This window comes from Streptomyces sp. NPDC093795 (assembly GCF_044764665.1).
Lineage (GTDB): Bacteria > Actinomycetota > Actinomycetes > Streptomycetales > Streptomycetaceae > Streptomyces.
On the sequence record NZ_JBIWIO010000004.1, the window covers coordinates 507,562 to 527,818 of the forward strand.

The window sequence follows — 20,257 nt, forward strand, 5'->3', positions numbered from 1 at the left end:
TCGAGGGTCAGCCGAGCCGTTCGCCTCGAGGGTCAGCCGAGCCGTTCGATGATGACTGCTTCGGGCACGACGGGCTCCGTTTCCTCGGTGACGCGCGGGTTCATCGCTGACGCGTGGGAACCCGCAACGACGCGCTGTTCGGGGTGTGTTGGAGAAAGGCCGGCCACTCGCCGCCGCCGTCGACGTTCAGGACGGCGCCGGTGACGTGGGAGGCGAGCGGTGAGGCGAGCAGGACGCAGGCCGAGCCGATCTCCTCGGGCCGGGCGAGGACGCCACGCGGGATGGTGGCCGCGACCCGGGCGACCTGTTCTGCGTCGCCGTAGTGGTCCTCCGATCCCGGGGTCGCCACCAGGCCGCAGCTGACCGCGTTGACCCGCACCCGCGGGGCCCATTCGACGGCGAGGCTGGTGGTGAGGCTCTCCAGGGCCGCCTTCGCCGCGCCGTACACGGCTGTTCCGGGGCTCGGCCTGCGCGCGCTGATGGAGGTGATGTTGAGGACCACTCCCCCGTCGTCCTGGGCGTTCATGACCGGGTGGACCGCGCCGCACACGTGCACCGGCCCCAGGAAGTTGAGCTCGGTGATCCTGCGGTGGAAGTTCGCGGAGGCGTCCACGAACCCGACGAACGGCGCGCCGCCCGCGTTGTTCACGGCGACGTCGATCCGCCCGTGCCGGTCCACCACGTCGCCGACCCAGCGGGCGACCTGGTCCGCGTCGCGGACGTCGACCTGACTGAAGCGAGCGGCCCCACCACCCGGCGGCGGGGCGGTGCGACCGCAGATCTCCACCTGGGCCCCTGCCCGCAGGAACATCTCCACGATCCCGGCGCCGACGCCGCGAGCGCCTCCCGTGACCAGGACGACCTTCCCTGACATGTCTATCCGCAGCGACATGCCGCTCCTTCCGTGTCGTCGTGCCGGAGCCCTCACTGTAGCCACCGAAAACAAGCAAGCGCTGGGTTGAATCACGGAGGCGCGTCCCGGTCAGGCGCCGTAGACCGGCGCCGGCACCGGGGCCTTGGCCAGGAGGTCGCGTACCGCGGGGCCGACCTCGCGCGGGTCCCAGCGGCGCTCACGCACCGCCCTCGGACCGTGCTGCCAGCCGTCGGCGACGGAGATCGTGCCGCCCTCGGACTCGAAGACCCGGCCGGTGACGTCGCCGGACTCGGCGGAGACCAGCCAGACCACGAGCGGCGAGACGTTGCCGGGATGCATGGCGTCGAAGCCGGACTCGGGGACGCGCATCTTGTCGGCGAACGCCTCGACCGCCTCCGTCATGGGCGTGCGGGCGGAGGGCGCGATGGCGTTCACGGTGACGCCGTACCGTGCCGTCTCCGAGGCGGCGATGACGGTCAGGGCGACGATGCCGGCCTTGGCGGCGCCGTAGTTCCCCTGCCCGACACTGCCCATGAGGCCGGCCCCGGAACTGGTGTTGACGACGCGGGCGGCGACCGGGCTCCCCTGCTTGGCCCGCTCACGCCAGTAGGCGAGGGCGTGGCGCAGCGGCGCCGCGTGCCCCTTGAGGTCCACCTTCATGACCAGGTCCCACTCGGCCTCGGTCATGGAGACCAGCATCCGGTCGCGGTTCAGACCCGCGTTGTTCACCAGGGCGTCCAGCGTGCCGTACACCGCGACGGCACGTCCGACGAGTCCTTCGGCGTACGCCCAGTCGCTGACGTCGCCCGGGTCGGCGACGGCGGTGCCGCCGACCGCCCGGATCTCCTCGGCGACGGCACGGGCCGCCGCCTCCCCGAGGTCGTTGACGACGACCCTCGCTCCCTCGGCGGCCAGCGCCAGGGCGTGCTCGCGGCCGAGGCCCTGACCCGCGCCGGTCACGACGACGACCCGGCCCTCGCAGATTCCCGTCACTTCCACGGTCCTTTCGTTTCGTCACGGAGTCGGAGTCAGGCCGAGCCGGCGCGCTATCCGTTCGCGGTGGTACGCGGGGCCGCCCCAGTCGGCGGCGAGCGCCCAGGCCCGCTTGGCGTACAGGTGGAGGTCGTACTCGGTGGTGTATCCGATGGCGCCGTGGCACTGGATCGCCGTCCGGGCGACCTGGCGGGCGGCATCGGAGGCGAGCACCTTCGCCATCGACGTACGGAGCTCCGCGTCGGGGGCACCGGTCGCCTGCGCCCAGCCGGCGGCGAGGACGGCGGGGCGGGCGAAGCGCACCGCCGTCCCGGCATCGGCGAGGGCGTGCTTGACCGCCTGGAACGAGCCCACCGGCACCCCGAACTGATGCCGCTCCCGCACGTACCCGACGGTCAGTTCGAGCATCCGTCCGGCGAGTCCCACGAGGAGGCCGGAGGTGGCCAGGACACCGCGCCGCCAGGGGACGTCCAGAGCCTCCTCCCCCGCGAGGACCAGGCCGCCGGCGGGCGGGGCGGTGACGCGGCCCAGATGGCGTGAACCGTCGACGGCGGCGAGCGGCTCGACGCGCACCTCGCCTCGCTCGTACAGGCGCGCCTGACCTCCGACGCGTACGACGATCAGGTCGGCGCGGGCGGCGAAGGGCACGGCCGCGCCTTCGGTGAGGCCGACGGCGAGGAGCGCTGTTCCGTCCACGACGGCATCGAGGTACGAGGTGGCCCCCGCGGCGGCGAGCAACGGAGCCCCGACGGCGACCACCTCCGCGGCCGGCACCGGCAGGCCACTGCGGCCCAGGGTCTCCATCAGCGGCGGCAGGGCCCGCTCGTCGAGGCCGAGGCCGAAGCCGTCGATGGTCTGGGGAACGAGCGCGCCGGTGATCCCGACCTGGGCGAGGGTGCGCCACACCGCGCCGACCCGGTCGCCCGGACCCCCGTGCGGCGCGGCGCCCGGCCAGCCGGCCCGGACCACCTCCGCGTCCACCTCGCGGTCCAGCACCTCCCCGGCCGCCTCGGCCAGCGCGGTGTCCTGCTCCGCTACGGCGAACCGCATCGCGTCACCTCCTGGGCAGGCCGAGCAGCCGCTCGGCGACGATGTTGCGCTGGATCTCGTTGGTGCCGGCGTAGAGGGGGCCGGCGAGGGAGAACAGGAAGCCCCTGCTCCAGCCGTCCTCCAACTCCATTTCGGATCCGAGCAGTTCGATGGCCGTCTCGTGCAGACGGATGTCCATGCCCGACCAGAAGAGCTTGTTGAGGCTGGACTCGGCTCCGACCGCGCGGCCCTCGGTGATCGCGGTGACCTGCTCCAGGGTGAACAGCTCGTACGCCTGGGCGTCGATCCACGCCTGTACGAGGCGGTCCCGGTGCGCGGCGGCGGCGCCGGGGGTGCTGCGGGCCAGGTCCAGGAGCCGGTCGGCGGTGTGCAGGAAGCGGCCGGGCGAGCGCAGGGTGAGGCCGCGTTCGGAACCGGTGGTGGCCATGGCCACCCGCCAGCCCTGACCGACGCCGCCGAGTACGTCCGCGTCCGGTACGAAGACCTCGTCGAGGAAGACCTCGGCGAACCCCTCGTCGCCGTCGAGGCGTTCGAAGCCGCGGACGGTGACGCCGGGGGCGTCCAGCGGAAGCAGGAAGTACGTCAGTCCGTGGTGGCGTCCGGCCTCGGGATCCGTGCGGAACAGCCCGAACAGGTGCGTGCAGAAGGCGCCGCGGGTGGTCCACGTCTTCTGCCCGCTGAGCCGCCAGCCGCCCGCGGCCTCGTCGCGGACCGCGCGGCTGCGAATGCCGGCGAGGTCGCTGCCCGCGCCCGGCTCGGACCAGCCCTGCGCCCACAGGTCCTGGGCGGCGGCCATGCGCGGCAGAAGTCTCTTCTGCTGTTCGGGGGTTCCGTACGTGAAGAGGGTCGGGGCGAGCAGGAAGATGCCGTTCTGGGTGACGCGGGCGGGCGCCCCGGCCCGGTAGTACTCCTCCTCGAAGATCAGCCACTGCCACAGGGTGGCGTTCCGGCCGCCGAACTCCTCGGGCCAGGAGACCACCGACCACCGGGCGTCGAACAGCTTCCGCTCCCACTCCAGACAGGCGGCGAAGCCCGCGCGGGTGTCGCCGGAGGGCAGGGGCTCGCGCGGCACGTGCGCCGCGAGCCACTGCCGGGCCTCCTGCCGGAACGCCTCCTCCTCGGGGCTCCAGGTCAGGTCCACGTCACTCCCCGTCCCCTACGCGCTCCCCCGTACGTCCGAAGGCGCCGCGGACCTCGCGGGCGACTCCGGAGAGGGCGATCTCGAAGGTGAAGCCCTGCTCGTACCGGTAGCTGCGCTTCACGTCCCACGGGTCGATGCCGTTGAAGGCCTCCTTGGCGGCCCGCATCACCTTCGGGTTCTTCGCCGCGATGCCGGCCGCGATCTCGAGGGCCCGGTCGCGCAGCCGCTCGCCGGGGACGACCTCCAGGACCGAGCCGAAGGCGTGGAGTTCGGCGGCGCTCGCGGTCGCGCAGGTGTACATCATGGCCCGCGCCTTGTGCTGCGGGACGAGACGGGAGAGGTGGGTGGCGGCGCCCAGGGCGCCCCGGTCGATCTCGGGCAGTCCGAACTTGGCGTCCTCGGCGGCGATCACGATGTCCGCGTTGCCGACGAGGCCGATGCCGCCGCCCAGGCAGAAACCGTGGACCGCGACCACGACGGGTACGGGGCAGTCGTAGACGGCGGCGAAGGCGGCGAAGCAGGCCCGGTTGACCCCGACGAGCGCGGCGTGGGTGGCGTCGGCCTGGAGTTCCTTGAGGTCGGCCCCGGCGTTGAAGCCCCGTCCTCCGGCGCGGAGTACGACAACCCGGACATCCGGATCGCGACCCAGCCGTGCGATCTTCTCGGCGAGTCGGAACCAGTCCTCGACCGGGAGTGCGTTGACGGGCGGGCGGTCGACGACGATCTCGGCGATGCCGCGCCCGTCGACGGTGGTCGTGAGCGTGTCTGTGCCCATGCGTTCTCCCTAGGGTGTCGTGGACGGAGCCCAGGAGGACTCGAAGCGCCGGTCAGGCGGGCTTCGCCGCCGCCCGGGGCGCGGCGAGTCGGGTGAGTACGGCGCCGGCTTCGGCCACGATGCGCTCGATCAGTTCCTGGCAGCTGGGCAGGTCGTCGATGACGCCGACGACCTGGCCGGAGGCCAGCGTGCCGACGTCCGTGCGGCCCTCGGTCATGCTGGCGCGCAGCAGCATCGGGGTGTTGGCCGCCATGAGCACCTGGGACCACCCGAGGTCGTGCCGGCGGCGCATGGCGAGGCCCTCGCGCACCATGTCCCGCCAGGAGATGCCGGAGACCCGCTGGAAGGCGACGGCGTGCTTGAGGGAGCGGCCCGCGCGGCCGAGTGCCTTCTGTCGCAGCAGCCGCTCCACCGGGTCGGTGCGCAGCAGCCGCTGCGGGATGCCGTCGAGGACGGTGGTGACGACGGTGCCGTCGACACCGCGCCGCAGGTACTCGGCCTTCACCGCGTCCGGCACCGTGCTGTCGCTGGTGAGGAGGAACCGCGTACCCATCGCGATGCCGACGGCACCCTGCGCGAGCGCCGCGACGAGGCCCCGGCCGTCATGGAAGCCGCCGGCCGCGATGACCGGGATGTCGACGGCGTCGACCACCTGCGGCAACAGGATCGACGTGGGCACCGGGCCGGTGTGGCCGCCCCCCTCGCCTCCCTGGACGACGACCGCGTCCACGCCCCACGCCTGGACCTTCTCGGCGTGGCGACGAGCGCCGACGGAGGGGATGACGACAAGCCCGGCGTCCTTCAGGCGGCGGATCACCCGCTCGTTCGGGGCGAGGGCGAAGGACGCGATCCGGACGCCCTCCTGGACGAGGAGTTCGCCCCGCTCCAGTACGTCGGAGGCGTCGCCGCGCATGTTGACGCCGAACGGCGCGTCGGTGCGCTCCTTGACGGCGCGGACGGCGGTACGGGTCTGCTCCAGGGTCAGGGTGGCACCGGCCAGGATGCCGAGCCCGCCCGCGGCCGCCGTGGCCGCCGTCAGTTCGGGCCCGGACACGTAGCCCATACCGGTCTGCACGATCGGGTACCTGACCCCGACCAGGTCGCACAGCGCGGTGCGCAGGGCCGGGTGGGTCGCGGGGTGGGCCGCGGGCTGGGTCATCGCAGTCATGCCGGGATCCTCCGGAGGCTCGACGGTCCGGGGCTCGACTGCGACTGCTGCCGGGCCCGGCACCTCGGCACACTACCAAGCACTTGCTTGGTTCTCAATGGCGTGTCGGCACCTGCCCGTCGCAGTCGCCTCACGGCCGTACGACAGGACGCCGGAGGAAGGCCTCGGCGCCGGTGCGTTCAGTCCTGCCGGATCCGCCCTGCGGTCACGCGGCCGTGGAGCGTGGACCGGTCACCAGGACGACCTCCAGGGTGCGCGGCCCGTGGACGCCTTCGACGCGGTCGAGTTCGATGTCGCTGGTGGCCGACGGGCCGGAGATCCAGGTCGAAGGGCGGGTCGGGTCGAGGCGTTCGAGGGCCTCGGGGAGGGAGGACACCACCTGGTCCGGGACGCGCACCACGCAGATGTGGTGGTCGGGGACCAGCGTGATGCGACGGCGGCCCTGACCGGGGCCGGCGTCGAGCACGAGGGTGCCCGTCTCGGCGACGGCCACTGCACAGGCGGTGATCACGCTGTCGATCCGGTCGAGTTCGTGCGGCGTGGTGTCCGCCCGGTCCTGGACCCGCACGACGTCGGTCGCCGAGAGCCAGCCGGGATCCAGGCCCGGCGGGACGAGCACCGTCGTCGCGCCCCGGGCGGCCAGCGTCACGGCGACCGTCCTCGGCAGCTCGTCGGCCGTGCAACGGTGCACGATCGCCCGGTAGTCCGCCAGGTTCTCCGCGAGGAGATCCACCGTCTGCCCGACGTCCAGGTCACCGTGGACGCGTAGATAGGAACGGTCGACGGCCTGCTCGTACGGCGTGTCGTCGGGCGGTACGTCGGCGAGCGCGCTCCGCACCCGGCCGAGGATCAGATCCCTGCTGCTCATTTCCCGTCCTTCTTTCCGCCGTCGGTGCGCTGCCACCAGTCACGGAACGGCTCCGCCGGCACCGGCGGCAGGTCCCGCGTCGCGCTCCACGCCTTGCCGGGACCCGGCAGCGTCCGTGGATGCAGCTTCCGCGTGCGTGAGGCGAGCCGCTGTCCGGCCCGCAGCACACCCGGTCGGCCGAGCGCCCAGCGCGCCGCCCGCATGGCCGCACGCTCGGCCGCGTGCCCCTTGGCCGGCTTCAGGACGACCGTGTCGCCCTCGCGGGTCACCGGTCCGCCCTGGGCGATCCGCTCCCGGAGATGCACCAGGACCTCGGGGATGTCGATGGCGACGGGGCAGACGTCGTAGCAGGCGCCGCAGAGGGAGGAGGCGTACGGCAGCGAGGCGTCGACCTCGCTCTGCGTGCCCCGGAGCTGGGGGCTCAGGATCGCGCCGATGGGGCCCGGGTAGACCGAGCCGTACGCGTGACCTCCGGCCCGCTCGTACACCGGGCAGACGTTGAGACAGGCCGAGCAGCGGATGCAGCGCAGGGCCTGGCGGCCCACCTCGTCCGCGAGGGTGTCGGTGCGGCCGTTGTCGAGGAGGACGAGGTGGAAGTCGCCGGGGCCGTCGCCCTCGCTCGTCCCCGTCCACATGCTCGTGTACGGGTTCATCCGCTCGGCGGTCGAGGAGCGGGGCAGGGTCTGGAGGAACACCTCCAGGTCGCGCCAGGTCGGGACGATCTTCTCGATGCCGACGACCGAGATCAGCGTCTCGGGGAGCGTCAGGCACATCCGCCCGTTGCCCTCGGACTCCACGACGACGAGCGTGCCGGTCTCGGCGACCATGAAGTTGGCGCCCGACACGGCGACCTTGGCCCGGAGGAACTTGTCCCGCAGGTGCAGTCGCGCGGCGTCGGCGAGCTCGGCGGGGCTGTCGGTGAGGCCTGCGGGTGCGGGCCGGCCCCACTCGCTCATCTCGCGGGCGAAGATGTCGCGGATCTCTCCGCGGTTGCGGTGGATCGCGGGGACGAGGATGTGCGAGGGCCGGTCCTTGCCCAACTGGACGATGAGCTCGGCGAGGTCGGTCTCGTAGGCGGCGATGCCCTCGGCTTCGAGAGCCTCGTTGAGGCCGATCTCCTGGGTGGCCATGGACTTGACCTTGACGACCTCGGTCTCGCCGGTGGCCTTGACCAGGTCGGCGACGATCCTGTTGGCCTCGTCCGCGTCCGCCGCCCAGTGCACGGTGCCGCCCGCGGCCGTCACCGACCCCTCCAACTGGACCAGATAGCGGTCGAGATGGCGGAGGGTGTGGTCCTTGATCTGCTTGCCGGCGTCGCGCAGCTGAGCCCAGTCGTCGAGCTCGGCGACGGCGACCGCGCGCTTGTCGCGGATGGTGTGGGTCGCGTGGCGGAGGTTGCCCCGCAGGGTGGGGTTGTCGACCGCGTCGTGCGCCGCCTTCGGGAAGGCCGGCATCCCGACGAACGTACCGCTCACAGCAGGGGCTCCTTCTCCGTGCTCGCCAGGATCTCCGCGATGTGGACGGGCCGCATGCCCACCTTCAGCCGCGACATCGTTCCACCGATGTGCATCAGGCACGAGTTGTCGGCGGCGCACAGCACCTCGGCACCCGTCGACTCGGCACTGCGCACCTTGTCCGCGCCCATGGCGGCCGAGACGTCGGGGTTCTTCACCGCGAAGGTCCCGCCGAAGCCGCAGCACTCCTCCGCTCCGGGCAGTTCCGCCAGTTCGAGGCCCTTGACGGCCTGGAGCAGCCGGTACGGCCGGTCGGCGAGCCCCAGGCCGCGCAGGCCGTGGCAGGTCGGGTGATAGGTGACCTTGTGCGGGTAGTACGCGCCGACGTCCGTCACACCGAGCACGTCCACCAGGAACTCGGTGAGCTCGTACGTCTTCGGCACGACCGGCGCGAGGGTGCGGGCGAGCCTGTCGCCGCGGCCTTCCGCGCGGGCGCGCTCGCCCATGCGGGGGTACAGCTCGCGGACCATGGCGCCGCAGGACCCGGACGGGGTCACGATCGCGTCGTAGCCGGCGAAGACCTCGGCGTAGCGCAGCGCGAGGGGTTCGGCCTGGTGCCGGTAGCCGGTGTTGTAGTGGGCCTGTCCGCAGCAGGTCTGGCCCGCGGGGAAGTCGACGTCCACGCCCAGACGGGACAGGAGCCTCACCACGGCCCGGCCGGTGTCCGGATAGAGCGTGTCGTTGACACAGGTCAGGAACAGAGCGACACGCATCGCGGCTCCTTCTTCTCGTTGTGCGGGGACCGGGTGGGCACGGTTGTCAGGTTCCGTGCCCACCCGGGGTTTCGGGGAGTGGCCGTCAGCCGGCGATCCGTCGGGCCGCCGCGTCCCACTCTGCCCGGTCGCCCCGGGGTTCGTAGACGGTCAGCGGCTGCGTGCGGGCCAGCAGGCCGCGCATCGAGGCGAGGTCCCCGACCACGCCGTGGGCGCGGGCCTGGACCAGGACGTTGCCGAGGACCGCGGATTCGGCCGGTCCGGCGACGACCGGCAGCCCGCAGGCGTCGGCGGTCAGCCGGCACAACAGCTCGTTGCGGGCTCCGCCTCCCACCACATGGACGACGTCGACGGACCGTCCGGACAGCCGCTGCGCGTCCTCGATCGCCTCGCGGTGGGCGAGGGCGAGGGAGTCGAGGATGCACCGGGCGATCTCGGCCGGCGTGTCCGGAACGGGCTGACCGGTGGCGCGGCACGCCGCCTGGATGCGCCGGGGCATCCCGCCGGGGGCCAGGAACGCCGGGTCGGCCGCGTCCACCACCGAACGCAGGCCCGGCACCCGGGCGGCTTCGCGCAGCAGCGGGACGACCTCCGCCAGGTCCCAGTCACGCATGCACTCCTGGAGCAGCCACAGACCCATGATGTTGCGCAGGTAGCGGACCGTGCCGTCGATGCCCAGCTCGTTGGTGAAGTTGGCGGCGCGGCTCGCCTCGGTGAGCACGGGTGCGTCCAGCTCCAGGCCGGCCAGGGACCAGGTGCCCGTGCAGATGTACGCGAAGTTCCGCTGGGTCGCGGGGACCGCGGCCACCGCGGAGGCCGTGTCGTGCGACCCCACTGCGGTCACCGGTACGTGACCCTGGAGCCCCGTCTGATCCAGCACCTCCGGGCTCAGCAGCCCCGCCGGATCGCCCGGCTGCCGCAGCGGGGCGAACAGCTCCAGGTCGATGCCGAGGCGAGCGGCCGTGTCGTGGGACCAGTCGCGCGTCCGGGGGTCGACGAGCTGGGTGGTGGAGGCGTTGGTCAGCTCGGTGCCCTGCTCACCGGTGAGCCAGTACGAGATCAGGTCGGGAATCAGCAACAGCCGCTCGGCGCAGGCAAGTTGATGTGACTCACGGGCCGCCGTGAGCTGGTACAGGGTGTTGAACGGGGCGTACTGGATGCCGGTCGCCGCGTACAGCTCGGCGGCCGGCACGGTCGTCCACACCTTCTCCGCGACGCCCTCCGTGCGGGTGTCCCGGTAGTGCACCGGGTTGCCGAGCAGCGCCCCGTCGGCGTCGAGAAGCCCGTAGTCGACGGCCCAGCTGTCGATGCCGACGGAGTCGACCTGGCCGGCCGCGCGCAGGCCGTCGAGCACACCCGCGTAAAGCCCGAGGATGTCCCACCGCAGGCCCTCGGGCAGGCGGACCGGCCGGTTGGGGAAGCGGTGCGCAACGGAGAGGTGGAGGGTGTCGGGGCCGACGTGGCCGACCATGACGCGTCCGCTGGACGCGCCCAGGTCGACCGCGGCGAACCCCTTCGTACGATCGTTCATCGCAGGAAGGCGGCGGCGACACCGGCGTCCACCGGGATGTGCAGGCCGGTGGTGTGGGTCAGCTCGCCGCCGGTCAGCGCGAACACGGCGTTGGCGACGTGCTGGGGCAGCACCTCGCGCTTGAGGATGGTGCGCTGGGCGTAGAACTCACCGAGCTTCTCCTCCTCGATGCCGTACGTCGCCGCCCGCTGCGCGCCCCAGCCGGCGGCGAAGATGCCCGAGCCGCGCACGACCCCGTCCGGGTTGACGCCGTTGACGCGGATGCCGTGCCCGCCCAGCTCGGCGGCGAGGAGCCGCACCTGGTGGGCCTGGTCGGCCTTGGTCGCGGAGTAGGCGATGTTGTTCGGTCCTGCGAACACCGCGTTCTTCGACGCGATGTAGACGATGTCGCCGCCGAGCCCCTGCTCGATCATGACGCGGGCCGCTTCGCGGGAGACGAGGAACGAGCCGCGGGCCATGATGTCGTGCTGGAGGTCCCAGTCGCGCGCCGAGGTCTCCAGGAGCGGCTTGGAGATGGAGATGCCCGCGTTGTTCACGACCAGGTCGACACCGCCGAAGGCCAGCGCGGCCGCCTTGAACGCGTCGGCGATCTGCTCCTCCGAGGTGACGTCCACGGTCACGGCCACGGCCTTGTCGGGCCCGCCGAGCTCCTCCGCGACGGCCGCCGCGTTCTCTGCATGGAGGTCGGCGACGACGACACAGGCGCCCTCGGCGACGAGCCGCTGGGCGATGGCCTTGCCGATACCGCTTCCGGCACCGGTCACAAGCGCGACACGGGTCGCGAGCGCCTTGGGCTTCGGCATCCGCTGGAGCTTGGCCTCCTCAAGGGCCCAGTACTCGATGCGGAACTTCTCCGACTCCTCGATCGGCGCGTACGTCGACACCGCCTCGGCGCCCCGCATCACGTTGATCGCGTTGAGGTAGAACTCACCCGCCACGCGCGCGGTCTGCTTGTCCTTGCCGAAGGAGAACATGCCCACGCCGGGGACGAGGACGACGGCCGGGTCGGCGCCGCGGATCGCGGGCGAGTCGGCGTCCGCGTGCCGGTCGTAGTACGCCTGGTACTCCTCGCGGTATTCGGCGTGCAGCACGTGCAGCCGCGCGACGACCTCGTCGACCGGGACGGTCGGCGGAAGGTCGAGCACTAGCGGCCTGACCTTGGTCCGCAGGAAGTGGTCGGGGCAGGAGGTGCCGAGGGCGGCGAGCCGGGGGTGCTCCGCGCGGGCCACGAAGTCGAGGACGGCGACGGAGTCGTCGAAGTGACCCACCTGCGGCCGGTCCTGCGAGGCGATGGCGCGGATGTGGGGCGCGAGGGCGGCGGCCCGCTCACGCCGCTCGGCCTCGGGCAGCGCCTCGTACCCGTCGAGGAGGGGACCGAAGGGCTCGGGGCGGCCGCGCTCGGCGAGGAAGCTCTCCGCGGTCCGGATGATGAGCAGCGAGTTGCGCTCGCACTCCTCGGCCGTGTCGCCCCAGGCGGTGACGCCGTGTCCGCCGAGGATGCAGCCGATGGCCTGCGGGTTGTCCTTCTTCACGGCCGCGATGTCGAGGCCGAGCTGGAACCCGGGGCGCCGCCACGGCACCCACACGACGGTGTCGCCGAAGCACTCGGCGGTCAGCTTCTCCCCGTCGGCCGCGCAGGCGAGCGCGATCCCGGAGTCGGGGTGCAGATGATCCACGTGGGCGGCGTCGACCAGGCCGTGCATGGCGGTGTCGATGGACGGAGCGGCCCCGCCCCTGCCGTGCAGGCAGTAGTCGAACGCCGCGACCATCTCGTCCTCGCGCTCGACGCCCGGATAGACGTCGGCGAGGGAACGCAGCCGGTCGAGGCGGAGCACGGCGAGGCCGGCCTCCGTGAGGGTGCCGAGGTCGCCGCCCGAGCCCTTGACCCACATCAGCTCGACGTCTCCGCCGGTCACGGGGTCGGGCTCGGTGCCCTTGGCGGACGTGTTGCCGCCGGCGTAGTTGGTGTTGCGGGGATCGGCGCCGAGGCGGTGGGAGCGGGCGAGCAGAGCGGCCGCTTCGGGGTGGAGAGAGGGAGACATGTGCGTGTCCTTGCGGGTCGGTGAGGAGGGGCGTCTCGTACGGTCCGGGGCTCAGGCACCCCAGCCGGCCTGGTCACCGCCGACCCGCTCGGCGGCGATCCGCTCCTGCCATCCGGAGCGGCGGTACGCGGCGATCGGGTCCGCGTCGATGCCCATCTCTTCGCGGACCTCGGCGAGCAGGGGCCGTACGTCGGTGTTGTAGGCGTCCATGAGCACGGCGTTCGCGGCCAGTACGTCACCCTCCCGCTGCGCCGCGGAGAGCGCGTCCCGGTCGACGAGCAGGGCCTTGGCCGTCGCCTCCTGCACGTTCATCACCGACCGGATGATCGCCGGGATCTTGGCCTCGATGTTGTGGCACTGGTCGAGCATGAACGCGACGTCGGAGCCGAGTCCGCCGCCCCGGATCACCTCGTACATGATCCGGAACAGCTGGAACGGGTCGGCGGAGCCCACCATCAGGTCGTCGTCGGCGTAGAACCGCGAGTTGAAGTCGAACGCGCCGAGCTTGTTCTCCCGCAGCAGCGTGGCGACGATGAACTCGATGTTGGTGCCGGGCGCGTGGTGGCCGGTGTCGACGACGACCTGAGCCTTGTCACCGAGCTTGAGGCAGTGGGCGTAGGCCGTGCCCCAGTCCGGCACGTCGGTGGTGTAGAAGGCCGGCTCGAAGAACTTGTACTCGAGCAGCATCCGCTGGTCGTCACCGAGACGCTCGTAGACCTCGGCGAGGCCCTCGGCGAGCCGGTCCTGCCGCTCGCGGATGTCGTCCTGGCCGGGGTAGTTCGTACCGTCGGCGAACCAGAGCTTCAGGTCCCGCGAGCCGGTCGCGTCCAGGATGTCGACGCACTCGAGCAGGTGATCGACGGCCTTGCGGCGCACCGCCGTGTCGGGGTGGCAGATGCTGCCCAGCTTGTAGGCGTCGTCCTGGAAGGTGTTGGAGTTGATCGCTCCCAGCTTCACCCCGCGATCGACGGCGTACTTCGCGAGCGCCGTGTAGTCGTCGACCTTGTCCCAGGGGATGTGCAGGGAGACGGTCGGGGCCACGCCTGTGAGCTCGTGCACCGTGCCGGCGTCGGCCAGCTTCTCCTGGGGGGTGCGGGGCACGCCCTCCTGGGCGAAGACCTTGAAACGGGTCCCCGAGTTCCCGTACGCCCACGACGGCGTCTCGACGGCCTGGGTCTTGAGCGCGGTCTTCACCGCGGCGAGGTCGGTCACTTCGGGGCTCCTACGGCTTCGGCACGGCGATCGGCTGTTCTGAAACGATTCAGCAGGAACCTAGGAGCCTTGCCTCGGAGTGTCAACCCGGCCAACGCCGTCGACCGACGGTGATGCCACGGTGACTGCGATCAGTTGAGAACCGCGTCAAGCAGACCATTGACGGGATGCGACCTCCACGCTTAATGTCCCGGGAACTGCTTTGAAACCTTTCATGATGCTCATGCGGCTTTCCCGGAGAGACGGTTCCGTGCAGCGTGTCTGCTTCCTGCTCAAGGTCCGCCAGGACCGGCTCGCCGAATACCGCGAGCGCCACGCCGCCGTCTGGCCCGAGATGCTCGACGCCCTCTCGGCGAGCGGCTGGCACAACTACTCGCTCTTCCTCAGCGAGGACGGCCTGCTCGTCGGCTATCTGGAGACGGAGGACTTCGCCGCGGCCGTGGCCGCCATGGAGGCCACCGAGGTCAACGCCCGCTGGCAGGCCGAGATGGCAGGCCTCTTCGAAGCCCTGGACGGGCAGCGGCCCGACGAGGCCATGAAACCCCTGACAGAGGTGTTCCACCTCTCCTGACCTCAGCACCACGCGTGCCCCGGCGTCGCGGCGGAGGGGACGGACACCGCGGGTAACCTGAAGACACCGTGGCTCTACATACCGGGAGGTCCCCGTCCGATGACCCAGTCAGTGGGTATCAAGGACATCGCACGCGCCGCCGGCGTGTCCGTGGGCACGGTCTCCAATGTGATCAACCGGCCGGAATCGGTCTCCCCCCGGACCCTGGCCCGTGTCCGGGCGGAGATAGACCGGCTCGGATACGTCCGCAGCGAGTCCGCCCGGCAGTTGCGTGCCGGCAGCAGCCGCATGGTGGGGCTGCTCGTCCACGACATGGGCAACCCGTTCTTCGTGGACATCGCGCGCGGCGCGGAGCGCGCGGCACGCGCCGCGGGGCTCGGCGTCATGGTGTGCAACACCGCCCAGAGCCCGGCCGAGGAGGCCGAGTACCTGGGGCTCTTCGCCGAGCAGCGCGTACGCGGGGTGCTTCTCACCCCGGCCGACGCCAGCGGCCGCACCATCGAGGACTTCCGCCGCCACAAGATCCCCTTCGTCCTCGTGGACCGCGTGGCCGCTGGCAGCTCCGAGTGCTCGGTCTCCGTCGACGACGTCGCCGGTGGGGCCCTCGCCGTGCACCACCTGATCGACGCCGGACACCGCTCGATCGCCTACATCAGCGGCCCGCCCGACCTCAACCAGGTGCGTGACCGGCGCAGCGGCGCCCTCACGGCCCTCACCGCGGCCGGACTCGGCCACGACGTCCTCCGCGAGCTCCCCACCGAGCGCCTCGACGTCTCCGCAGGCCGCGACGCCGGCGCCCGGCTGCTCGGCCTCGCCGACCGGCCGACCGCCGTGTTCTGCGCCAACGACCTGCTCGCCCTCGGGGTCCTGCAAGCCATGTACGACGCCGGGATGAACGTCCCCGACGACATGGCGATCGTCGGCTACGACGACATCGAGTTCGCCGCCGCCGCGACCGTCCCCCTCACCTCGGTCCGCCAGCCCGCCGTCACCATGGGCGCCCTGGCGGCCGAGCTTCTCCTGAGAGAGATCGAGGCGGAAGGCGACGCGACCGCGCACGAACACCGCCGGGTCGTACTCCAGCCCGAGCTGGTGGTACGGCGCTCCAGCCTGCCGACACGGTGAACGGGCGCCGCTCCTGACCGTCTCCGCGTCCCCGCCGAGGGCATGACAGCGACCCGGTACGCCTCCACGGGAGGGTTCAGCGCAGTCGGCGGGCGCGGAGTACGACGTCGTCGGTGTGGTGGGCGCCGGCGCCTCCGTCGGGTGCCACCCGGGGCCGCTGCTCGTCCACCTCCACCACCCAGTCGTCGTCGAGGAGCGCCGTGACCATCGAGGGCCAGACGTAGTCCGCGGGGTCGAAGCCGCTCTCGTCCGCCTGGTGGGTGTCCATGCCCGCGTGGTGGACGAGCAGCAGGACGCCGCCGACGGCGACGGCAGCGAGCAGCGCACGCTCGGCCGCTGCGTCGGGGGTGCGCAGCAGCGCCGGGTACTGCGCGGAGACCAGGTCGAAGGAGGCCGGCGGGAGCGCCGCGTCCGTCAGGGTGGCGTGGACCCAGCGGACGTCCACGCCGGCGTCCCGCGCGTGCCCGGCCGCTCGGTCCAGGGCCACGCCCGAGACTTCGAGCGCCGTCACGTCCCAGCCGCCGCGTGCGAGCCAGACGGCGTCCGCTCCCTCGCCGCAGCCGACGTCGAGCACCCGGCCCGGGGTGAGCCCGGCGACCTCGGCCACGAGCGCGCCGTTGGGCTGTCCGCTCCAGAGTTGCTGCCGGTCGGCGTACCGGTTGTCCCACTCGGCCCGCACCGCGGGGTCTCCGACGTATCCGTCGGCGGGCGGGGCGGTGTCGTGCGCGGGCGATCCCGCTGCGATGTCGTCGGTCATGGGCCCACCGTCGCCCACCGGGCCGCGGTCACGCCACCGCTGTTGCCGGTCCGGCAAAACGGCGTCCGGAGGCCGCACCCGGGCTACATGTGCGGCATCCCGTAGTACCTGGCGAACTGCTCGAGATAGCCGGGGTCGCGGGGCTGCTTCGCCCGCTCGAACTCGGGCGCGTCCTTGATCTGGTCCTTCGTGCGGTCGACGTGGACCGTTTCGTCTTCGCGGTCGACGCGCCGGATGACGCTGGCGGGGAGCAGCACGTGCTTGCCGAAGATCCATACGCCGGTGTCGACGACGAGGTAGCCGGTCCCCGCCTCGTCGGTGTGCTCGTCGACCTTGCCGATGCTCCCGTCGGTGGCCTCGACCTTGAACCCGATCAGATCGGTCCCCGTCTCGTAGCCGGAATCCGTGCGGTAGCCCCAGATCTCTTCGCTCTTCATGACTCGCTCTCCTCGTCTCCTCGCTCGCCGGGCGCTGTCGTGCCACTCAGCCTGCCCCGCCCCCGATGCGGCTGTGCGCGCGGCGCTCCGGCGACTCGCCTGCAAGGCGTAGCGGCGCGGCGGGGCGCGGCCTCGCCTGGGAGATGCAGCGGCGCGGCGGGGCCCGGCCTCGCCTGCGAGGCGTAGCGGCGCGCCGGCGCGCGGTTCACTCGCCGGACACGCCCAGGAGGCGGCGGGTGCGGTTGCTCGCCCCGCTGAGGGTGAGCGGGATGCCCAGGCTCGTGCACATGCGGTGGGCGCGGGCGAGGGTGCTGAGGGTGGCGGGGGTGGGGTCGGCGCTGGGGACGGCGATGACCACCCGGGCGGGCCGGTGCGCCTGGACCAGGGCCTGGATCTGGAGGGCGCCGGCGGCCCGGTTGGTGACGTCCAGGTCGCGATGGAGGGTCACCGTCAGGACCTCGTGACGTACGGCATGGCTGATGAGCATGGTGACCCTCCGCGCAGGACGAGGAAGACCCACGTCCGGACACGGGGTGGGCGGTTCGTCCGAGGATGCCATGGGGATCGGCCCGACGGCGTTCTCGTGGCGTCGGCGGCGTGGGGTGTCCGGCCGGACGGGGACAGCAGCCCTGACGAAACGGGGGTCAGGCGTGGGGCCGCGCTTCGAGGAATTCGTGGGCCCTGGCCACGAACGCGTCGTGGAACTGGAAGATCCCGCCGTGTCCGGCGTCCGGGTAGAGCGGGACGAGTTCGCCTCGGGGCAGCCGTGCCGCGAGGTCGAGGGTGTTCTCGCTCGGCACCATCCGGTCGCTTTCGCCGTTGGCCACCAGGACGGGCTGGTGGATGCGGGACAGGTCGGCCGGTGCCTGTCGGCCCCATCGGTGGATGGCCTTGAGCTGGGCACGGAACGAGGTCGGCGAGATGGCTTTGTCGCGGTCGTCCGTGCGCTCCTTCAGGCGTTCCAGGAAGGCGCGTGCTTCGCGTCGGCCGTGCTCGGTGTCGGTGAAGAAGAGGAACTGCTTGGGGTCCTTGCGGGTCAGGAAACCCTTCAGGGTGTCCTGGAGGGTGAGTGCCGTGACCTTGTCGATGCCGGGTCCTCCGGCGGGGCCCGTGCCCGCGAGGACGACCCTGCGCACCAGCTGCGGTTCCTCGGCCGCGATGACCTGGGCGATGAAGCCGCCCATCGACAGGCCGAGCAGGTCGACCCGGTCGAAGCCGAGGGCGCGAATGAAGAGCACCGCGTCGTGGGCCATCGCCTCGATGGTGTCGGGGGTGGAGCCGCCTGACGCGCCGACGCCGCGGTTGTCGAAGGTGATCACCCGGCGCCGGGCGGCGAGTCCGTCGATGACGCGGGGATCCCAGTTGTCCAGGACCGCGGCCAGGTGGTGGAGCAGGATCAGCGGTACGCCGTCCCCTTCCGGGCCGAGCTGCCGGTAGACGAAGTCGACGCCGTTCACGGACACCGAACGGGTAGGCACGTGCTTGTACGACGACGGGGCGGGCGTGGGGTAACTGCGCGGTGCGCTCATGATCGGTTCCTGTGGGGGTGTGGAAGGTAGGGGTGGTGGGGGCGGGGCTCTCGCTGCCCGGGGCCGGTCGGTCGGGTGGCGGGGCGGGGGTCTGGCCCTCACGCCATCGCGATGACGACCTTGCCGGCCTTGGCGCGGCCCTTCTCGGCGTACTCCATGGCCTCGCGGGTCTGGTCGAAGGGGAAGACGCGGTCGACGACGGGGCGGATCTCTCCGGCGTCGATGAGCCGGGTGAGTGCGCGCAGCTGGTCTCCGCCGGCCTTCATGAACAAGAAGGAGTAGGTCACGCCCTGGCGCTTGGCTTGGCGTCGGGTCTTGAAGCTCAGGGCGTTCATCACCTGCCGCAGGACCGGGTTCGCGCCGAGCTCGCGGGCGAAGTCCGCGTCGGGCGGCCCGGCGACGCTGATGACCTTCCCGCCGGGCTTGAGGACCCGCAGGGACTTCTCCAGGGTCTCGCCGCCGAGGGTGTCCAGGACGACGTCGTAGCCGTCCAGGACCTCCTCGAAGTCCTGGGTGCGGTAGTCGACGACGATGTCGGCGCCGAGTTCCTTGACCAGAGCGGCGTTGGCCGCGCTCGCGGTGGTGGCCACGTGTGCGCCCAGCTGCCGGGCGAGCTGGAGGGCGATGGTGCCCACCCCGCCGGAGCCCGCGTGGATCAGGACCTTCTGGCCCGGCCGGACCTGTGCCCGCTCCACCAGCGCCTGCCAGGAAGTGAGGGCGACCAGGGGAAGGGAGGCGGCCTCCGCCATGGTGAGGGTGGCCGGCTTGGGAGCCAGGTCGTCCTGGTGAACGGCGATGAGTTCGGCGAACGTGCCGATGCGGTCCTTGTCGGGCCGGGCGTAGACCTCGTCACCCACCGCGAAGCCGGTGACGGCCGAGCCGACCCGGACCACCTCTCCGGCGAAGTCGTTGCCCAGGACGAGGGGCAGACGGTACGGCAGGATCATCTTGAAGTCGCCATCGCGGATCTTGAAGTCCAGCGGGTTGACGCTCGCCGCGTGGATCTTGACCAGGACGTCGTCGGCACCCGGCTCAGGTTCGGGCATCTCGGCGGCGCGCACCGCGGACTGGTCACCGTACTTCTCGATCAGATAGGCCTTCATCGTCGTCTCCGTTTCTCGCCCGCGCCGGGACGGGGTCTCCGCTCGCTCCGGGCTTGCCCCGGTACGGCCCGCAAAATAGATGATGGCTGACATCTAAAATCCAGTCCAGGATAGATTTCAATCGACATCCAATCGAGAGGGGTGGCTGATGGGCCGCGTGTCGCAGGCACAAGCACAGGACAACCGCCGACGGGTCGTGGAAACCGCCTCCCGGCTCTTTCGGGAGCAGGGCAGCCACGTCAGCGTCGCCGATCTCATGAAGGCGTCCGGCCTGACCCACGGCGGCTTCTACAAGCAGTTCGCCTCCAAGGAGGCACTCATCGACGAGGCCACCACCCACGCGTTCGGCGAACTCGCCCAGCACCACAAGGACGGACTCGATCAGTACGCCGGGCAGCGCGACGCCGCCCAGCGCGCGCTGATCGACACCTACCTCTCCGCCGAGCACCGCGACAGCGCGGCAGACGGGTGCCCCGCCGCCGCACTCGCCACCGACATGGCCCGCGACGGCGGAGAAAGCGAGGCCCGCCGCGTCTACACCCAGGGCGTACGCGACTTCGCCCAGCACCTCGCCACCGACGACCAGGACGGCATCACCCGGCTGTGCACCATGCTCGGCGCCCTCGTCCTGGCCCGTGCCACCAACGGCACCCCGCTCTCCGACGAAATCCTCACCGCCGCACGCGAGGCACTGACAGCCGGCAACTGACCAAAGATGGCCTACGGCCACAAGACTGCCCGGCTGACCCCGGCGTTCCCGAATCCCGACTGCCGCATGATCAACCCCCGCAGGACTTACGCCGACGCCCACTAAGGTGGGGAAGGCCGGGGTGACCGGTCGGGATTTCGAACGC

General features: G+C 71.8%; 20 protein-coding genes. 3 read left to right on the forward strand and 17 right to left on the reverse strand.

The features are described 5' to 3' along the window. Window positions 1-100: 100 nt before the first annotated feature. The 12 genes from ACIRB7_RS14490 to rhaI form a co-directional block, all read right to left on the reverse strand. Complete coding sequence (locus ACIRB7_RS14490; RefSeq protein WP_403597313.1) at window positions 101-892, reverse strand: SDR family oxidoreductase; 792 nt, start codon at window positions 890-892, stop codon at window positions 101-103. A 90-nt stretch (window positions 893-982) separates the two neighbouring features. Continuing rightward, window positions 983-1,867, reverse strand: a complete 885-nt coding sequence (locus ACIRB7_RS14495) for an SDR family oxidoreductase (RefSeq protein WP_403597316.1) — start codon at window positions 1,865-1,867, stop codon at window positions 983-985. Between the two features lie 21 nt (window positions 1,868-1,888). Next, window positions 1,889-2,917, reverse strand: coding sequence for an acyl-CoA dehydrogenase family protein (locus tag ACIRB7_RS14500; RefSeq protein ID WP_403597318.1), 1,029 nt, complete (start codon window positions 2,915-2,917; stop codon window positions 1,889-1,891). Window positions 2,918-2,921: 4 nt separating this feature from the next. Further along, window positions 2,922-4,058, reverse strand: coding sequence for an acyl-CoA dehydrogenase family protein (locus ACIRB7_RS14505; RefSeq protein ID WP_403597321.1), 1,137 nt, complete (start codon window positions 4,056-4,058; stop codon window positions 2,922-2,924). Window position 4,059: 1 nt separating this feature from the next. Continuing rightward, a complete protein-coding gene (locus ACIRB7_RS14510) occupies window positions 4,060-4,833 on the reverse strand; it encodes an enoyl-CoA hydratase family protein (protein ID WP_403597324.1) in 774 nt (257 codons plus the stop codon). A 52-nt stretch (window positions 4,834-4,885) separates the two neighbouring features. Then, a complete protein-coding gene (locus tag ACIRB7_RS14515) occupies window positions 4,886-6,001 on the reverse strand; it encodes an NAD(P)H-dependent flavin oxidoreductase (protein ID WP_403597327.1) in 1,116 nt (371 codons plus the stop codon). A 205-nt stretch (window positions 6,002-6,206) separates the two neighbouring features. Further along, window positions 6,207-6,869, reverse strand: coding sequence for a lactate utilization protein C (locus tag ACIRB7_RS14520; protein ID WP_403597330.1), 663 nt, complete (start codon window positions 6,867-6,869; stop codon window positions 6,207-6,209). Next, the gene (locus ACIRB7_RS14525) at window positions 6,866-8,344 is read right to left on the reverse strand and encodes a lactate utilization protein B (protein WP_403597333.1); all 1,479 of its coding nucleotides are present in this window, start codon (window positions 8,342-8,344) and stop codon (window positions 6,866-6,868) included. The genes ACIRB7_RS14520 and ACIRB7_RS14525 overlap by 4 nt, the downstream gene beginning before the upstream one ends. Next, the gene (locus ACIRB7_RS14530) at window positions 8,341-9,096 is read right to left on the reverse strand and encodes a (Fe-S)-binding protein (RefSeq protein WP_403597336.1); all 756 of its coding nucleotides are present in this window, start codon (window positions 9,094-9,096) and stop codon (window positions 8,341-8,343) included. Before ACIRB7_RS14530 ends, ACIRB7_RS14525 begins: the two co-directional genes overlap by 4 nt. An 85-nt stretch (window positions 9,097-9,181) precedes the next feature. Beyond that, window positions 9,182-10,627: a rhamnulokinase family protein gene (locus ACIRB7_RS14535; RefSeq protein ID WP_403597339.1), complete on the reverse strand. Its 1,446-nt coding sequence runs from the start codon at window positions 10,625-10,627 to the stop codon at window positions 9,182-9,184. Beyond that, a complete protein-coding gene (locus ACIRB7_RS14540; RefSeq protein ID WP_403597342.1) occupies window positions 10,624-12,669 on the reverse strand; it encodes a bifunctional aldolase/short-chain dehydrogenase in 2,046 nt (681 codons plus the stop codon). The genes ACIRB7_RS14535 and ACIRB7_RS14540 overlap by 4 nt, the downstream gene beginning before the upstream one ends. Window positions 12,670-12,720: 51 nt before the next feature. After that, window positions 12,721-13,881 (reverse strand): L-rhamnose isomerase, encoded by a 1,161-nt coding sequence (gene rhaI, locus ACIRB7_RS14545; RefSeq protein WP_403597344.1) that lies wholly within the window; start codon window positions 13,879-13,881, stop codon window positions 12,721-12,723. A 250-nt stretch (window positions 13,882-14,131) separates the two neighbouring features. Between rhaI and ACIRB7_RS14550 the strand changes: the two genes are divergently transcribed. Both ACIRB7_RS14550 and ACIRB7_RS14555 read left to right on the forward strand, forming a co-directional pair. Beyond that, entirely contained in the window at window positions 14,132-14,452 is a 321-nt protein-coding gene (locus ACIRB7_RS14550) for an L-rhamnose mutarotase (RefSeq protein ID WP_403597347.1), read from the forward strand. Between the two features lie 99 nt (window positions 14,453-14,551). Beyond that, window positions 14,552-15,577: a LacI family DNA-binding transcriptional regulator gene (locus ACIRB7_RS14555; protein ID WP_403597350.1), complete on the forward strand. Its 1,026-nt coding sequence runs from the start codon at window positions 14,552-14,554 to the stop codon at window positions 15,575-15,577. A gap of 76 nt (window positions 15,578-15,653) precedes the next feature. Here the strand turns inward: ACIRB7_RS14555 and ACIRB7_RS14560 are convergent, their stop codons facing one another. The 5 genes from ACIRB7_RS14560 to ACIRB7_RS14580 form a co-directional block, all read right to left on the reverse strand. Further along, window positions 15,654-16,334, reverse strand: coding sequence for a class I SAM-dependent methyltransferase (locus ACIRB7_RS14560; RefSeq protein ID WP_403597353.1), 681 nt, complete (start codon window positions 16,332-16,334; stop codon window positions 15,654-15,656). An 83-nt stretch (window positions 16,335-16,417) separates the two neighbouring features. Further along, window positions 16,418-16,771 (reverse strand): PRC-barrel domain-containing protein, encoded by a 354-nt coding sequence (locus tag ACIRB7_RS14565; RefSeq protein WP_403597356.1) that lies wholly within the window; start codon window positions 16,769-16,771, stop codon window positions 16,418-16,420. 205 nt (window positions 16,772-16,976) lie between these two features. Then, entirely contained in the window at window positions 16,977-17,258 is a 282-nt protein-coding gene (locus ACIRB7_RS14570; protein ID WP_351214052.1) for a hypothetical protein, read from the reverse strand. A gap of 157 nt (window positions 17,259-17,415) precedes the next feature. Next, the gene (locus tag ACIRB7_RS14575) at window positions 17,416-18,300 is read right to left on the reverse strand and encodes an alpha/beta fold hydrolase (RefSeq protein WP_403597360.1); all 885 of its coding nucleotides are present in this window, start codon (window positions 18,298-18,300) and stop codon (window positions 17,416-17,418) included. Window positions 18,301-18,398: 98 nt separating this feature from the next. Then, entirely contained in the window at window positions 18,399-19,403 is a 1,005-nt protein-coding gene (locus tag ACIRB7_RS14580; protein WP_403597363.1) for an NADP-dependent oxidoreductase, read from the reverse strand. A gap of 148 nt (window positions 19,404-19,551) precedes the next feature. On the opposite strand from ACIRB7_RS14580, the gene ACIRB7_RS14585 reads away from it, so the two are divergent. After that, on the forward strand, window positions 19,552-20,112 hold the full coding sequence (locus ACIRB7_RS14585) for a TetR/AcrR family transcriptional regulator (protein ID WP_403597366.1): 561 nt from the start codon (window positions 19,552-19,554) through the stop codon (window positions 20,110-20,112). Window positions 20,113-20,257: the final 145 nt, after the last annotated feature.

Coding starts and splice junctions, on each gene's coding strand:
- ACIRB7_RS14555 (WP_403597350.1), top strand. CDS start 14,552: ATGACCCAGTCAGTGGGTATCAAGGACATCGCACGCGCCGCCGGCGTG.
- ACIRB7_RS14585 (WP_403597366.1), top strand. CDS start 19,552: ATGGGCCGCGTGTCGCAGGCACAAGCACAGGACAACCGCCGACGGGTC.
- ACIRB7_RS14500 (WP_403597318.1), bottom strand. CDS start 2,917: ATGCGGTTCGCCGTAGCGGAGCAGGACACCGCGCTGGCCGAGGCGGCC.
- ACIRB7_RS14490 (WP_403597313.1), bottom strand. CDS start 892: ATGTCGCTGCGGATAGACATGTCAGGGAAGGTCGTCCTGGTCACGGGA.
- ACIRB7_RS14560 (WP_403597353.1), bottom strand. CDS start 16,334: ATGACCGACGACATCGCAGCGGGATCGCCCGCGCACGACACCGCCCCG.
- ACIRB7_RS14515 (WP_403597327.1), bottom strand. CDS start 6,001: ATGACTGCGATGACCCAGCCCGCGGCCCACCCCGCGACCCACCCGGCC.
- ACIRB7_RS14510 (WP_403597324.1), bottom strand. CDS start 4,833: ATGGGCACAGACACGCTCACGACCACCGTCGACGGGCGCGGCATCGCC.
- ACIRB7_RS14580 (WP_403597363.1), bottom strand. CDS start 19,403: ATGAAGGCCTATCTGATCGAGAAGTACGGTGACCAGTCCGCGGTGCGC.
- ACIRB7_RS14520 (WP_403597330.1), bottom strand. CDS start 6,869: ATGAGCAGCAGGGATCTGATCCTCGGCCGGGTGCGGAGCGCGCTCGCC.
- ACIRB7_RS14575 (WP_403597360.1), bottom strand. CDS start 18,300: ATGAGCGCACCGCGCAGTTACCCCACGCCCGCCCCGTCGTCGTACAAG.
- ACIRB7_RS14540 (WP_403597342.1), bottom strand. CDS start 12,669: ATGTCTCCCTCTCTCCACCCCGAAGCGGCCGCTCTGCTCGCCCGCTCC.
- ACIRB7_RS14535 (WP_403597339.1), bottom strand. CDS start 10,627: ATGAACGATCGTACGAAGGGGTTCGCCGCGGTCGACCTGGGCGCGTCC.
- ACIRB7_RS14570 (WP_351214052.1), bottom strand. CDS start 17,258: ATGCTCATCAGCCATGCCGTACGTCACGAGGTCCTGACGGTGACCCTC.
- ACIRB7_RS14565 (WP_403597356.1), bottom strand. CDS start 16,771: ATGAAGAGCGAAGAGATCTGGGGCTACCGCACGGATTCCGGCTACGAG.
- ACIRB7_RS14530 (WP_403597336.1), bottom strand. CDS start 9,096: ATGCGTGTCGCTCTGTTCCTGACCTGTGTCAACGACACGCTCTATCCG.